Origin of the sequence: Paenibacillus luteus (genome assembly GCF_006542765.1) — a bacterium.
GTDB classification, from domain to species: Bacteria; Bacillota; Bacilli; order Paenibacillales; family Paenibacillaceae; genus Pristimantibacillus; species Pristimantibacillus luteus.
This window is the reverse complement of record NZ_SKCD01000011.1, coordinates 262258-275592: the sequence shown is the minus strand read 5'-3', so window position 1 is coordinate 275592 and position 13335 is coordinate 262258. Positions and strand designations below refer to the sequence as shown.

The 13335-nt window shown below is 48.1% G+C and carries 12 protein-coding genes; 10 read left to right on the top strand and 2 right to left on the bottom strand.

Features of this window, described 5'->3' with window-relative positions; translation table 11 throughout:
- Positions 1-44: 44 nt before the first annotated feature.
- The 8 genes from E0496_RS09225 (at position 45) to E0496_RS09190 (ending at position 8717) form a co-directional block, all read left to right on the top strand.
- Positions 45-629, top strand: coding sequence for a response regulator (locus E0496_RS09225; RefSeq protein ID WP_141501289.1), 585 nt, complete (start codon positions 45-47; stop codon positions 627-629).
- Positions 630-766: 137 nt separating this feature from the next.
- Complete coding sequence (locus tag E0496_RS09220) at positions 767-2383, top strand: amino acid permease (protein WP_141501288.1); 1617 nt, start codon at positions 767-769, stop codon at positions 2381-2383.
- Positions 2384-2659: 276 nt separating this feature from the next.
- Complete coding sequence (locus tag E0496_RS09215; RefSeq protein ID WP_141501287.1) at positions 2660-3331, top strand: MOSC domain-containing protein; 672 nt, start codon at positions 2660-2662, stop codon at positions 3329-3331.
- A 15-nt stretch (positions 3332-3346) separates the two neighbouring features.
- Complete coding sequence (locus E0496_RS09210; protein WP_141501286.1) at positions 3347-4330, top strand: phosphotransferase; 984 nt, start codon at positions 3347-3349, stop codon at positions 4328-4330.
- The gene (locus tag E0496_RS09205; RefSeq protein ID WP_141501285.1) at positions 4327-5250 is read left to right on the top strand and encodes a polysaccharide deacetylase family protein; all 924 of its coding nucleotides are present in this window, start codon (positions 4327-4329) and stop codon (positions 5248-5250) included. The genes E0496_RS09210 and E0496_RS09205 overlap by 4 nt, the downstream gene beginning before the upstream one ends.
- Positions 5251-5266: 16 nt before the next feature.
- Entirely contained in the window at positions 5267-6226 is a 960-nt protein-coding gene (locus E0496_RS09200) for an AAA family ATPase (protein ID WP_141501284.1), read from the top strand.
- 11 nt (positions 6227-6237) lie between these two features.
- Positions 6238-7380, top strand: coding sequence for a DUF58 domain-containing protein (locus tag E0496_RS09195; RefSeq protein ID WP_141501283.1), 1143 nt, complete (start codon positions 6238-6240; stop codon positions 7378-7380).
- On the top strand, positions 7377-8717 hold the full coding sequence (locus E0496_RS09190; RefSeq protein WP_141501282.1) for a DUF4129 domain-containing protein: 1341 nt from the start codon (positions 7377-7379) through the stop codon (positions 8715-8717). The genes E0496_RS09195 and E0496_RS09190 overlap by 4 nt, the downstream gene beginning before the upstream one ends.
- Positions 8718-8774: 57 nt before the next feature.
- Here the strand turns inward: E0496_RS09190 and E0496_RS09185 are convergent, their stop codons facing one another.
- A complete protein-coding gene (locus E0496_RS09185; RefSeq protein WP_241674657.1) occupies positions 8775-10154 on the bottom strand; it encodes an NtaA/DmoA family FMN-dependent monooxygenase in 1380 nt (459 codons plus the stop codon).
- Between the two features lie 135 nt (positions 10155-10289).
- Positions 10290-11180 (bottom strand): LysR family transcriptional regulator, encoded by an 891-nt coding sequence (locus E0496_RS09180; RefSeq protein WP_141501281.1) that lies wholly within the window; start codon positions 11178-11180, stop codon positions 10290-10292.
- 151 nt (positions 11181-11331) lie between these two features.
- On the opposite strand from E0496_RS09180, the gene E0496_RS09175 reads away from it, so the two are divergent.
- Both E0496_RS09175 and E0496_RS09170 read left to right on the top strand, forming a co-directional pair.
- Entirely contained in the window at positions 11332-11994 is a 663-nt protein-coding gene (locus tag E0496_RS09175) for a carboxymuconolactone decarboxylase family protein (RefSeq protein WP_141501280.1), read from the top strand.
- A gap of 22 nt (positions 11995-12016) precedes the next feature.
- Positions 12017-13210 (top strand): M20 metallopeptidase family protein, encoded by a 1194-nt coding sequence (locus E0496_RS09170; RefSeq protein WP_141501279.1) that lies wholly within the window; start codon positions 12017-12019, stop codon positions 13208-13210.
- Positions 13211-13335 lie beyond the last annotated feature (125 nt).

Genomic DNA, 13335 nt, shown 5'->3' with positions numbered 1-13335 from the left:
ATGCTAAGCTGCTGTAAGCCGCAAAGCTTTAAGGAGACGACGCATTGACCTATTTCTTCGTACTTTTCGCCGCTGCAATGCTTGTTGCCGTGTCGTTTGTTTATTACCATCAACGTAAAATAGAAAAGAAGCCAGAGCCGATTAAGGAACCCTCTAAGATTGTCCCGTCGAATATGGCAAGCATCTTATCGACACAACAGCTGCCCGTTCAACGGCCGCTGCCTGCAGACCGCCCAAGCTTTACTGAACGAGGCCCGTTAACGGATAAAAAAATTTTGGTGGTGGACGATCAGCCATCAATCCGGCTTATGCTTAAGGAGTTGTTTGCCTCACAGGGCGTAGAGGTGTTTGAAGCCGAGAATGGGGATGCCGCTTTAAAGCTGATTGGAAAGCATGTGTTGAACTGCGTGCTGCTCGATTTGAAAATGCCGGACATAGATGGCATTGATGTGCTTCGGGAGATTAGGAAACAATCGCAAGCAGTGCCTGTCGTGCTTATTACTGCCTATGCCGAACCTTCCAAAATGGAGGAAGCGTTAAAGCTTGGCATAAGCCAGTGTTTTACGAAGCCCTTTGATATCATCGAGCTGAAAGAGGAAGTTCTTCTGCTCATGGAACAAGCTCACTGACCAGCGGTTCGCTCTTCGGAGTAACCAATGCTCTGCATCTGCGGGATGCAGGGCTTTTTGCTGTGTCATCCGTTCAGGTAGCGGAGGCTGCATGCCATTCCTTTCATGCTCATATAGTTACGTAAGGGGGTGTTCGGATGATTCAGGTTCTAGCTGGCATAGTGCTGCTCATTAGCGTATGTATTGTCGTGGTAGCCATTGCTTTCAAGGCGCAGCAATCCATTCAATCGTCCAGACACAAGAGCATGCTTGAGTACGGGAGAACAGCTCAGCTTTTGCAGGATGCTCATGATTTGCATCAATTTGGATTCGCGCAGCAGCTCAGGCGCAGATGGGGAGGACTTTCCTCCTTTGGGTTATCCTTCAATGCTGCAGCATTGATCGGAAGCGCGGCTTTTTTATTCGGCCCTGCGATCGGGGAGGGAGGAGCCTCCGTTCTTGGATTCGGCTTGCCGATATTAGCATTGTTTGGGCTAGCCGTCAGTGCTTCACTCGCCGAACTGGCATCAGCTGTGCCAACCGCAGGTGGCGTGTACCATGTTGCATCAGTCTTAGGCGGGCGAAAATGGGGATGGAGAGCCGGATATTTTCAAGCCGCTGGCCAACTTGCCATGCACACGCTTCTAAACTGTGCTTGCGCTGCGCTTCTTGATCGCTTGTTTTCGGATAAGTTCGCTTATCAAGCAACTGATTTCACCTTTTGGTGTACGCTTATCGTAATGACGCTTGCGCAAGGAGTCCTCAATCACTGGGGGAAGCCGCTTCTGGGGAGCTTGCAATCTCTTGGAATATGGCTGCAGGCCGGAATTGTGCTCATCATGATGGCTGGACTTCTATGGTTGTTTTGGCCAGGGGCGTATTCTCTTGTTTTGCTTTATCAATTTCAAAATGCAGAGTGGAACGGTACGGTAACTGGAGGAGCCTTCATGAGCGGTACGATGCTGCTGCTTAAACTTTTCGTCGGCATGGATGGTGCCAGTCACGGAGCGGAAGAAACCATCGATCCGCGTATTCGCGTGCCATGGGCCATTTATCTCTCAACGGCGTATACGTTCGTATTTGGCTTTGTGCTGCTAGCTTTTATCCTGCTGACCGCTGCTGGATCTGTTCAGTCAGACGGCTTAGGCTTGTTTCTGGCTGCAGCAAAAACGGGTACAGGAGGATCAGCCATTATTTTATTTCTAGTGGTTGGCTCTCTGTGGGGGAGCGGTTTGCATACGTTGACGATAAGCTCACGTATTCTATTCAGCCTGGCAAGAGAAAAGGCTTTGCCTTTGCACAAAAAATGGTCTGCCGTATCCGTGAAGCAGCAGGTGCCTTACTACGCTATATGGCTAGGTGTCATAGCTTCACTCGTGATGCTGGGACTCATGTTTATTTTCTCCCGCGATCAAATGATTCTCGTTTTATTATCGTTTGCCATTATATCTTTGCATATTTCTTATGTTATCCCTATTGTTCTAAAGTTAAGGAGGGGAGAAGTGGCTGCGATTTGGCGTTTCGCACCATGGCGGATTGGAGCCTGGAGCGTTCCCGTCAATTGGCTAGCCGTCATATGGCTGACAGCATCCTCTTGCCTAGCCTCGGTTTACATCCATCATTGGGGCGCAGGGGCGGTCGCCATCACAGCTCTTCTCATCTTTCTTCTGGAGTTAAGAAACAGAAAGCGTCATGCCTTGCGCATGCAAAGCAGTGGAGTCAAGTCAAGAAAAGAGATTTATCGGCTGGAGAGAAAGTTTCCTTTAAATGATTAGGCATACTCTTCCCGGGAAATAGAAAAAGAGATTTTAGGAAATATTCTAACTATTTCAAAAACATTTCCCGGGGAAGCGCAATAAGCTACACGAAAGAGAGGTTTTCGACAGGAAATGGAGGATGATCCCTTAAGCTGTCGAAGGGTTCAAATAAGCACTAAATAACCGGTAAATAACCACATTAAACTTTAATGTGGTTATTTCACTTTGCCAACTTCTCCCTATCCCGATTATAATAGTCGAATAAGAAAACGCATTTAGGAGGATAACGGTAGCATGTCGCAGCAGATCGAAACAGCAAGCCTCGTATCACTTAATGTTGGCAAGCCCATAGCCCTTGCGCATGGCTCGAAAGAGGTATTATCCGGCATTATCAAGCAGCCTTCCGCACAAACCCTTGCAATCAGCCTTACGGGTCTTGAAGGGGATGGCCAAGGTGACCTTGTCAATCATGGTGGTCCGGACAAGGCGGTTTGCGCCTATTTCGAGCAGCGTTACTCTTATTGGCGGAACCAGTTTGAAAAAAAATTTCATTTTGGGGCATTTGGCGAAAATTTCACACTGTCGGAGTGGACCGAGGATGATTTGTGCATCGGAGATATCGTTCAAGCAGGCGAGACTGTCCTTCAGGTCAGCCAGCCTAGACAGCCCTGTTTTAAGCTGGGAATCCGGCATGATCTCCCTGAATTGCCATTGCAAGTGCAACTCACCGGTTATTCAGGATTTTATTTCCGAGTGCTGCAGGAGGGTAGGGTAAAAGCCGGAACAGCCTTATCGATTATACGGAGGCATCCTGCTCGCAAAACGATTGCAGAGGCTAATCGAATCATGTATTTGGACAAGGAAGACCAGGACGGTATCCGTGCACTGCTTGAAGTACAAGAGCTGGCGGCAAGCTGGCAGAAACAATTGGGCAAACGGCTCGAGAAGCTAAGGACGTTGGAGTAGGGAGTGTTGGGAAAGTTGAGCAGCATTATAGATTTCACAGCCTATTTAGACAATTATAAATTTCAAGAACGCTATGTGGTAGAGAATCGTGAGAGCGGGATGAATAATACGACCCGTATCATTACTTCAGGCGATCGTAAATTTGTCTTTCGTATTTATAATAATCATAAAGATCCGGACATTGTTAGGCTTGAGCATGAGGTGCTGCAGCAGTTGAATGAGCAGGAGCTCTCATTTCAAGTGCCGGTACCGGTGTACAATAAATGCGGAGATACAGTCAGCATAGCACCAGATGGTACTTTATCCGCCCTATTTGATTACATAGAAGGGGATAGGCCCTCCATAGCAAATGAAAGGCATGTCTATGCTTTAGGCCATACGGCTGCGAAACTGACAGAGGCATTAGGCAAGATTGATCCTAAAAGAAAACCTCTGTATAGCCCTTATTATTCGCTTGAAGACACGTATGCTTCTATGGATCTAGATTCATTTTTATCGTTGACAGTTCGTTCTACGGCACTTGCAGCAAGGAAACCCGATATCCTGGCTCTTCACGAGGAACGAGAGCGTTTAATCCTGACTTGCCGGGAGCTGGCTCTATTGCCACAGCAATGGATTCATGGCGATTTAGTCTTTAACAACACGGTATCGCATGATGATGACATTATCGGCGTGCTTGACTTTGAGTTTGCAACGATCGATGCCAGAGTGATGGAATTGGCTGTTATTATCGTCGACTTGATCAAACCGGGAGATCCTCATTTTGAAAGTAAATTGAAGTTGCTGCTCCATGGCTATCAGGCAGGGATACAGCTTTCTGAGGAAGAACGGAAGCAGTTGCCTGCTTTGATGAAATTAAGGCTATTGGATGTGGCATTGCATTTTGCAGTTCGTTTAAGGGATAATTTAGATGAAACGGAAATCCTTTGCGGTATTATCGATCAATCCTTATTCGGATGCAATTGGATAAATGACCATTGGGAGGCTGATTACACATGAGTTTGGCTAAGGCACTTGGATATAACGAAGGAGAGAAGCTTCTTCTCATCAATGCTGACGATTACGGACTCTGCCATTCTGTGAACAGCGGCATTCAGCAGCTGCTGATCGAAGAGACGGTCAGCTCGGCTACGATTATGATGCCCTGTGGCTGGGCAAGGGAAGCAGCGCTTTGGAGTGCGAGGCATACACAAGTCGATGTTGGTATTCATTTTACCTTTACGAGCGAGTGGGATCCCTATCGCTGGGGACCGGTGAACCGCAAGAGCAGCACGGCATCGTTAGTGACGAACGAGAATCATTTTCCGAAGGACAGCAAAACGTTTGAACAGCAAGCTGACCCAGAAGAGGTTAAAGCGGAATTAATTGCTCAAGTGGAAATGGCTCTTGCTATGGGAATGAAGCCTTCTCATGCCGATAATCATATGGGCAGCTTATACGGTTTAGCAACCGGTCGTCATTTTCTACCTACCGTGCTAGATGTATGCGCTTCCTATGGCTTGCCGTTTCGCTTGCCCCGTCATTTGCTTCAGGAAAATGGCCAGGTCGCGCCGCCAGAGCTTGCTGAACAAGCAAGGCAGCTTGCACAGCTCGCCGATTCCAAAGGCGTTGTTATTCTTGATTATTTGGTCGGGCTTCCTTTCCATTTACAGGAAGGCGAAAGCTTTGAATCTTTGAAGACGGATATGCAGCTGCTGCTGAGGAGCTTGCATCCGGGTGTAACAGAGCTCATCATCCATCCATCACACGTTACGGAAGAGTTGAATGCTTTTCATGCACAGCCCCTTAAACGGGGAATGGAACTGGAGTTGTTCCGTGATACGGAAATTAAACAAACGCTGAAGGACGAAGGTATTCGTATGATTCGCTGGCGCGAGCTGCAGAAGCTTCAGCGTGAGAGAACAGGCTTTATAACCTAACCGAAGGAGCTGACCTATGTCTTTTGAAGTCATCAAACAATTAGCTGAGCAGGTAAAAGGGAATATAGGACGCGTCATTATCGGTAAAGAGGAAGTAGTGGATTTATTGCTTATCGGACTTATTACATCCGGGCACGTGCTGCTTGAGGACGTACCGGGAACGGGTAAGACCATGCTGGCCAAATCATTAGCCAAATCTCTGGACTTAACTTTCAAACGTATCCAATTCACGCCAGATTTGCTTCCTTCGGATTTGAGCGGCATTCATTTTTATAACCAGAAAATTAGTGAGTTCGAGTTCCGCGCAGGCCCCTTGTTTACGAATTTGCTGCTAGCCGACGAAATTAATCGCGCCACGCCGCGCACCCAGTCAAGTTTGCTGGAATGTATGGAAGAGAGACAGATTAGCATCGATGGTGAAACAAAGGTTTTGGAGAGGCCGTTCATGGTCATCGCTACCCAAAATCCGATTGAGAATCAAGGCACGTTTCCTTTGCCAGAGGCTCAGCTTGACCGTTTTCTCTTTAAGATCAAAATGGGTTATCCAACAACGACAGAGGGCTTGCAACTGCTGAAACGGTTCAAAGACCAAGATCCGCTGGCTGAGCTCGCGCCTGTTGCGGGAATCCATGTCATTCAGCAAGCGCAAAAAGCCTACACCTCCGTTAAGGTAACGGATGATGTTCTGCAATATTTGCTGCAAATCGTAGAACAGACGCGCAAACGGGAGGAAGTTTCGGTAGGTGTCAGCCCGCGGGGCAGTCAAGCGCTGTTGCGTGCTTCTCAGGTGCATGCGATTCTGCGCGGCCGTGACTTCGTTACGCCTGATGACGTGAAGGCGATGGCAAAGCCCGTTCTAGCACATCGAATAGCCGTTCGCGGCATTCAGCGTGCAGCTAATCAGGCGGAAGCCATTATTGATGATATCATTCGGTTGACGGCAGTGCCTGCAGAAGCCGGCTTGCCGGTCCATTAGGCGGGGAGCCGATGGTATTATTTTGGTTTATCGTTGTTGCATTAGCCATTTTGTTCGTACAAGGGAGAGTATTTCAACGTTTCGTGCTGCGTCATATCCGATATGGGCGTCGCTTCACAGCCAAAACCTGCTATAGCGGGGAGCAGGTGGAGCTCATTGAAGAAATGTCCAATGCCAAATGGCTGCCAGTACCTTGGCTTCGCGTCGAATCTCAACTGGCAACACATCTTCATTTTCAGAAGCTTGATAATTTTTCGGTCAGCAGCGGGCAGCTTTACCAGAATCATAAGAGCTTTTTCAGTCTTGCGCCGTATACTAAAATTACGCGAACGCATCGCATTACCTGTGCGAAGCGCGGCTGGTACAAGCTGCAGACCGTGACCCTTACCAGCGGAGATTTGCTCGGAATATCCTCCACGTCCGAACAAATCCCTCTCCATGGGGAGCTTCTGGTTTATCCGAAGCCGGCACAGGTGCCTGTCCATCAACTGCCATACCACAGCTGGCAAGGGGATCAATCGGTCAAGCGATGGATCATTAGCGACCCTTTTATTATAGCCGGGGTTCGCAGTTATCAGGCAGGCGATACCTATAAACAAATTAATTGGAAGGCTACAGCCAAAACGGGCAGCCTTCAGGTGCATCAATATGATTTTACAGCGGATCGCAGACTGATGATTTATTTGAACGTAGATGACGCAGAGGGAATGTGGCGAAGCGTAACGGATGCTGCGCTAATTGAGCGGGGCATTGAATGGGCGGCTGGTGCAGCTGAAGCTGTGATCCAGCAAGGGATGGAAGTTGGTTTTGCAGCCAATATGCCAGTTGTCGGCACAAAGGAAAGCGTCCATATCGAACCGCGCGGGGGACATGAGCATTTACTCGGGATATTTGAAGAAATGGCAAAGCTTGAAATTGAACGAACCGAGCTGTTTCACCATTTGCTTGAACGAGAAGCAGAACGTGGGTATAGCGAACGAGATATTCTTATGATTACGAGCTATTGGAACGAAGAGCTGGAAAAACAAGCCGAACAGCTTCGTTATAATGGCAATGCGGTTGCTGTATGGCTGTTGACAGACAAATTGCTGTCCGAGCTCAGTAGTGACATTCAGCGTTCTCCCGAAGCAAGCCAAGAAGAGGTGACCGCATGAATGAGCCAACTAAACGTTCCATTGCTTGGCAGTCCTTCGGTCAAGGCATAATCGAGCTGTTTTTTTATTTGCCTGTTTTGTTAATCGTAGGCGTTTATTTACTTCCAGCAGCTTCCTTATGGGTGTGGATTGCAACTTTGCCGCTTTGTTATTGGGCCGCTTCGTTACTACTCCAGAAATTCTTGCGATTGCGTTACGGCATAAGACTATTGCTGGCAGTACTTATTGGTTTGCTGCATAGCGGGATTATCTTGAGTATAACGGGAAGCGGGTTACCCGTTCTTCCATTGGTGATGTGCAGTCTTGTTGCAGCGATTACAGCAATCAAAGGCATGTCTGCCCAGACGCGCGGCTGGTTGATATCGTTCTCTAATACGCAAATGCTAATTGGAGTTGCTCTTTATATTGGGATGCAGCCTTTGAAATTGTTTTTATTCAAAGCGCTAGTGGATTACAACGGGATATTAATTGTTTGCGGCATCGCTTCCGTTATCTTATTGTTCTTCTTCGCTAATGAGCGGCATTTGAACAGCGAAACCGTGGATTCAGCCAAATCATCAGCTACGCTCGCTTTCAAGCGCCAGAATCGGCTACTGATCATTATTGTCGTTATCTTGATCAGCGTTCTTGCCTTATTCCGGCAAATCCAGCAGATGGTTGAGCGGTTTTTTCACTCGGTCATTGATCGGATGATGAACTGGCTTAACCGGCCGGGAAAAGAGGAAATAACGGAAGAGCCGCCCGGCAATCCGCAAGCACCGGAAATGCCGCAAGGGGAAGTTAAGCCGCCATCCGAATGGATGCTGATTTTGGAGCAAATCATAAAGATTGTCGGGATTGTGCTCCTTATTGCAGCGGTTGTTGTCTTGATGTATTTCATCATCAAAAAAGTAATGAAATGGGCGATGCTCCTGGCTGCAAAGCTGCAAGAGCGTGGAGCAGATCGGGCCAATGGGGGCGATAGCTATACGGATGAGATCGAGAGCTTAATGACGCTTACTAAGTTGAGGGAGCGGATGGGCAACCGATTGAAGAAGCTTTTGCCTAGGAAACGCACTTTCACCCAAGAGTGGAACGAGCTCACTACAAATACCGAAAAAATCAGATATTTATATTCGTATTTTCTTCGAACGGGTACTGAGCAGGGGTATAAAGCCAAAGCGCATATGACGCCTCGCGAGACAGCTGCTGATTTGGCGAAATGGAATGATGGGAAACTTAAGCATGAGGGCATGCAGTCTTTTATTGATGTATACGAAGAAACTCGTTATGGTGAAATGCCGCCAGCGGATAACGTCGTTGAGGCGTTGAAGCAGCAACTTAACAAGAAAAAATAAGAAAATGGCGCTTCAGGAGCAATCCAGGAGCGCCATTTGCTATGCTAGTGGACAAGTTTAGTCGACAGAAAATTCCTCAGATCTATTGTGACGGTAACTAGCCCCAGGGTGCGTGGAAGGAAGCTTTACTTTCCCATTGCCAAATAGCCGCTCGCGGAGGGTAACTTCTTCATAGGAAGTTCGGAACACACCGCGTCGTTGAAGCTCAGGAACGACATAATTGACAAAATCAGCTACGGTTCCTGGGAGTAGATAACGCTCTAGATTGAAACCATCAATTCCGGTATGCTCTATCCATTTCTGCATGGTGTCTGCAATAGTCTTCGCATCCCCGCAGACCGTTATGCCACGAAATTCTTTCTCTGCAAAATTATCCATGACCTGCGAAACGGTAAGTACATGGCCTTTATGCTTCGTGTATCGTTCTGTATGCGTCAGGCCTTGCTCGGTCTGCACGCCTGTAAAGGGCGCATCGGGTTCCATCGCTGCAAGATCGAGGCCAGTAGCATTTTCATAGGTGAGGAGGGCGGCTTCGCGGCTGCTGTAAGCTTTGAAATCAGCAAGCTTATGCGCAGCATCCTCATTCGTCTCGCCTACAATCGCCGAGAGGCCCGTAAATATTTTAAGCTCATCCGCATTCCGTCCGTATTTAGCTGCACGTCCCCGGATGTCCTGCACTTGCGCTTTCAGCGCTTCCATCGTCGGTGCCTTTAGAAATATGCCTTCGGCATGCTTAGCTGCAAAGTCACGTCCCCGGTCAGAGCTTCCTGCCTGGAAAAGTACAGGCGTCCGCTGAGGGGAAGGCTCGCAGGCATGAGATGCCGTTACTTTAAAGTATTTCCCCTCATGGTCAATGAGATGTACCTTTGAAGCATCCGCATAACGCCGTTCACTGCGGCTGGCGTTTACGGCATCTTCCTCCCAGCTTTCCTCGAATAAACGATAGCTGACTTCAAGAAATTCCTCTGCTTGATCGTAGCGCTCCTCATGACTAAGCACTTGATCTCGTCCAAAGCAAGCAGCGCCTGATAAGCCCCCGGCAGCGACAACGTTCCAACCAATTCGGCCACCTGTCAAATGATCCAAGGTCGAGAACCGCCGAGCATTAGCGTAAGGCGCTTCATAAGTTGGTGATGCCGTCGTAACGAATGCAAGCCGTTTTGTTGCGGCTGCCAGCGCCGAGATGCTTAGCATCGGGTCAAGTCCCGGGGTATAAACAGCTTCACGGTAGGCTAGCTCGCGCTTGTTCACGGGATAGCCGTAGGAATCTGCGAAAAAAATAAAGTCAAATAGACCGCGTTCGCATAATTGCGCCAATTCGATCCAGAAGGGGAGCTCACGATAGCGCGTTGACTGGTTTTCCGGATGGGCCCATGCTCCTTGCGTCATTTGATTCGGGGTTTGAATATCGAATATGCCCAAATGAATCTTCTTCAAAGATCATCACTCCTAACCTAATTTCCCCAATATGTCATGCAGTGCTCAGATCATATCGAAAAAAGCAGAGCTTGTATAATAGATAATCCTAAAGAGGCAATTTACTTTTTTTAATAAACCTTCGGTTGAAATGATTTAAGACTCAACAAGAAGCTGACGCTTGATTTCATTTTTCAAATCAATGGCAATGCGGCTTTGGGCGTCGGTATTCCGTTTGTACAGCAGCCCAAGAGGCGGACCGCTAAGCAAATCCTTTACCGATTTGATGACCGTTCCCGGAATGGGAGGCGTAACGGCAACTTCGGGGGACAATGCAATGCCCATGCCGGCTTGGACGAAATATTTAATAGCGTTAATGCCTGTAACCTCCATGCCTGCATGCCGCAGCTGTCCGATCTGGCTAGTAATCATTTCCTCAATCCGAATGCGGAAAGGGCAGGTGCCGGGCGTAAAAAGCATTTTTTCGTTTTTTAAATCCTGCAGCCGTACCTCATCTTTGCTTGCAAGTGCATGTCCGCTAGGAAGCAGCAGCGTAAAGGTTTCGCGGAACAGCGAATCAAAAGCAAGATCGATATGCGGCTCTGGCTGGTTGCACAAGGCAAAATCAATCTGGTCCTCGAGCAGCATGCGCGTCATCTCTCGCGTCGAGCCAATAGCGACATTGATTTGCACCTTAGGTTTTAGCGCAGCATACCGAGCCAGAATGCCAGGCAAGCGATTGCTTGCCGAAGGCTCCGTGGCGCCAAGTCGGACTGTGCCTGCGTCACCGTTAATGAAGTCGCTCAGCGTACTGTTCAGCACATCATACTCCTGCAGCAGGGAATCGGCTCGTTCGAGAAATAAGCGCCCCGCGTTGGTAAGCGTAATGGTCTTGCCTCTTTCGAACAAACGGACGCCAAGCTCGTCCTCTAGTTTTTTTATTTGAATGGTTATTGTCGGCTGTGAATATTGCAGGGCTTCGGCAGCACGTTGGAAGCTGCCCAGTTTCACGATGGTCTGAAATGCTTTGATCAGGCGGATTTCCACTCCGGCGACCTCCCTCTTTAATAAAGTTAAATTGCGGATTTAAACATTTCAATTATACAAACAATCAAATATCTATTATGATAACAGAAGTTTCATAACTAATAAAAGAGGAATACTTGGTATTCCGAAAAAATTTGGAGGTTATTTTAAAATGTCTAATGAAAGTTTGTATATTCGCCATAATCAAGCCTATTCCGCGAAGCTATTTGCATACGCACCGGATGCCTTTAAAGCGTTTGGAGAATTTAACAAGCAAGCACTTGCAGCAGGAGCGCTGTCCGTGAAGGCCAAAGAATTGATTGCCGTAGCCGTTGCCCACATTACGGGCTGCCCTTACTGCATTGAAGCCCATGTGAACAAAGCGAAAGACCAGCAAGCAACGCTTGAAGAGCTGGTAGAGTCAATTGTAGTTGCCACGGCCGTGAACGCTCATTCCGTATTTTATAACGCGATTAATGCTTTAAATGCCTACCAAGGCGGAGAAGTGGGAGGAGACCTGTTCGCACGGGACAACCTCAACAAGATCGAAGAGGTAGAGAAGCTTAACGAGGAGCAATTCACTTCCTTTACGGCATTTGTTCATCAAGCGCTGCAGCCAGGCTTGTTAACGTCAAAAGAGAAAATTCTCATTGCACTAGCTTCTTCCCATATCACGGGCAATGCTTATAGTATTGAAATATTCTCTCGCCAAGCCAAGGATGCAGGCACCACGCTTGAAGAGCTTGCAGAAACGATTCTAGTCGCAACAGCGCTCAAAGCAGGCTCAGCACTTGCACATCGCGTAAATGCGCAGCAAGCTTTTGACCACTCTTAAAAATAGATAGGAGGCAAGTATAATGAGCAATCAACGTCTGCAATTTGAGCCGCTGCCCAATTGGGTAGCGGAGCAAGTGGTCTCCTGGAGGAGGCATCTTCATCAGCATCCGGAATTATCCTTCCAAGAGCACAATACAGCGGCATTTGTCGAGCAAACCTTGCGCGAGTGGGAGGGGCTGGAGATCACCCGTCCTACCGCTACAAGCGTAGTAGCTATATTGAAGGGTGCTTTGCCAGGTCCCACTTTGGCGCTGCGTGCGGATATGGATGCTCTTCCGATTCAGGAGGAGAATGATTTTGGTTTTGCTTCCGAAGTACCTGACGTCATGCATGCATGCGGCCATGACGGACATACGGCAATGCTGCTTGCGGTTGCCAGGCTGCTCAGCGAGAGAAGGGAAGAATTACGAGGAGAGATCCGCTTTATATTCCAGCACGCAGAGGAACTGCCGCCTGGCGGAGCCATAGAGCTCGTGAATGCCGGTGTCGTCGATGGCGTCGACTGGGTATTTGGCGTTCATCTGGCTTCGCTGCTGCCCGTCGGTCAAATTGGAATCCGCGAAGGGGAGATGATGGCATCCCCTGATAATTTCACGATTGTCATCAAAGGATTTGGCGGGCATGCGGCTTACCCTCATCGGTCGATTGACGTGATTGCGATTGGAGCGCAGCTGGTTGGTCATTTGCAAACGATTGTGTCGCGGCTCACCGATCCGCTGGAGCGTTTAGTCGTTTCCGTCACGCAATTCACTGCCGGCTCGTCCCATAATGTCATCCCTGATTCGGCAACACTTAAAGGCACGGTTCGTAGTTTCAAGTCTTCTGTCCGCAAGGAAGCGCCTGAGCAGATTAAAAAGATGGCAGAGGGAGTAGCGGCCATCTATGGGGCAAGCGTTGAAGTGGATTTTGTTTATGGCTATGAGCCCGTCATTAACGATGAATGGGTAACGGGCATGGTTAGAGAAGCGGCTATTGAAATCGTTGGTGCGGAGGCTGTCATTGCAACACCACCTGCGATGGGAGGCGAAGACTTCTCTGCCTATCAGCAGCATGTCCCTGGTGCATTTGTAAATATTGGAGCTGGGAATGTGGAGTCGGGTATCGTATATCCTCATCATCATCCCAAATTCACGTTAGACGAAGACGGTTTATTGAACGGCATAAGGCTTTTTCTGCGAGTGGCTGACAAACTTCTTAATCAGAAGCAAGAGTAAACTCAGTTCAACTATAGAAAATAGTAAACTCAGCTATTAAAAGGTTGCATTGTACTTTTTGGCAATGATCCGTTATGATAGGTGAAAGTTTAATCCGATTAAAACAATCGGAAATAAATGAATTA

Coding starts and splice junctions, on each gene's coding strand:
- E0496_RS09220 (WP_141501288.1), top strand. CDS start 767: ATGATTCAGGTTCTAGCTGGCATAGTGCTGCTCATTAGCGTATGTATT.
- E0496_RS09215 (WP_141501287.1), top strand. CDS start 2,660: ATGTCGCAGCAGATCGAAACAGCAAGCCTCGTATCACTTAATGTTGGC.
- E0496_RS09205 (WP_141501285.1), top strand. CDS start 4,327: ATGAGTTTGGCTAAGGCACTTGGATATAACGAAGGAGAGAAGCTTCTT.
- E0496_RS09200 (WP_141501284.1), top strand. CDS start 5,267: ATGTCTTTTGAAGTCATCAAACAATTAGCTGAGCAGGTAAAAGGGAAT.
- E0496_RS09195 (WP_141501283.1), top strand. CDS start 6,238: ATGGTATTATTTTGGTTTATCGTTGTTGCATTAGCCATTTTGTTCGTA.
- E0496_RS09190 (WP_141501282.1), top strand. CDS start 7,377: ATGAATGAGCCAACTAAACGTTCCATTGCTTGGCAGTCCTTCGGTCAA.
- E0496_RS09175 (WP_141501280.1), top strand. CDS start 11,332: ATGTCTAATGAAAGTTTGTATATTCGCCATAATCAAGCCTATTCCGCG.
- E0496_RS09170 (WP_141501279.1), top strand. CDS start 12,017: ATGAGCAATCAACGTCTGCAATTTGAGCCGCTGCCCAATTGGGTAGCG.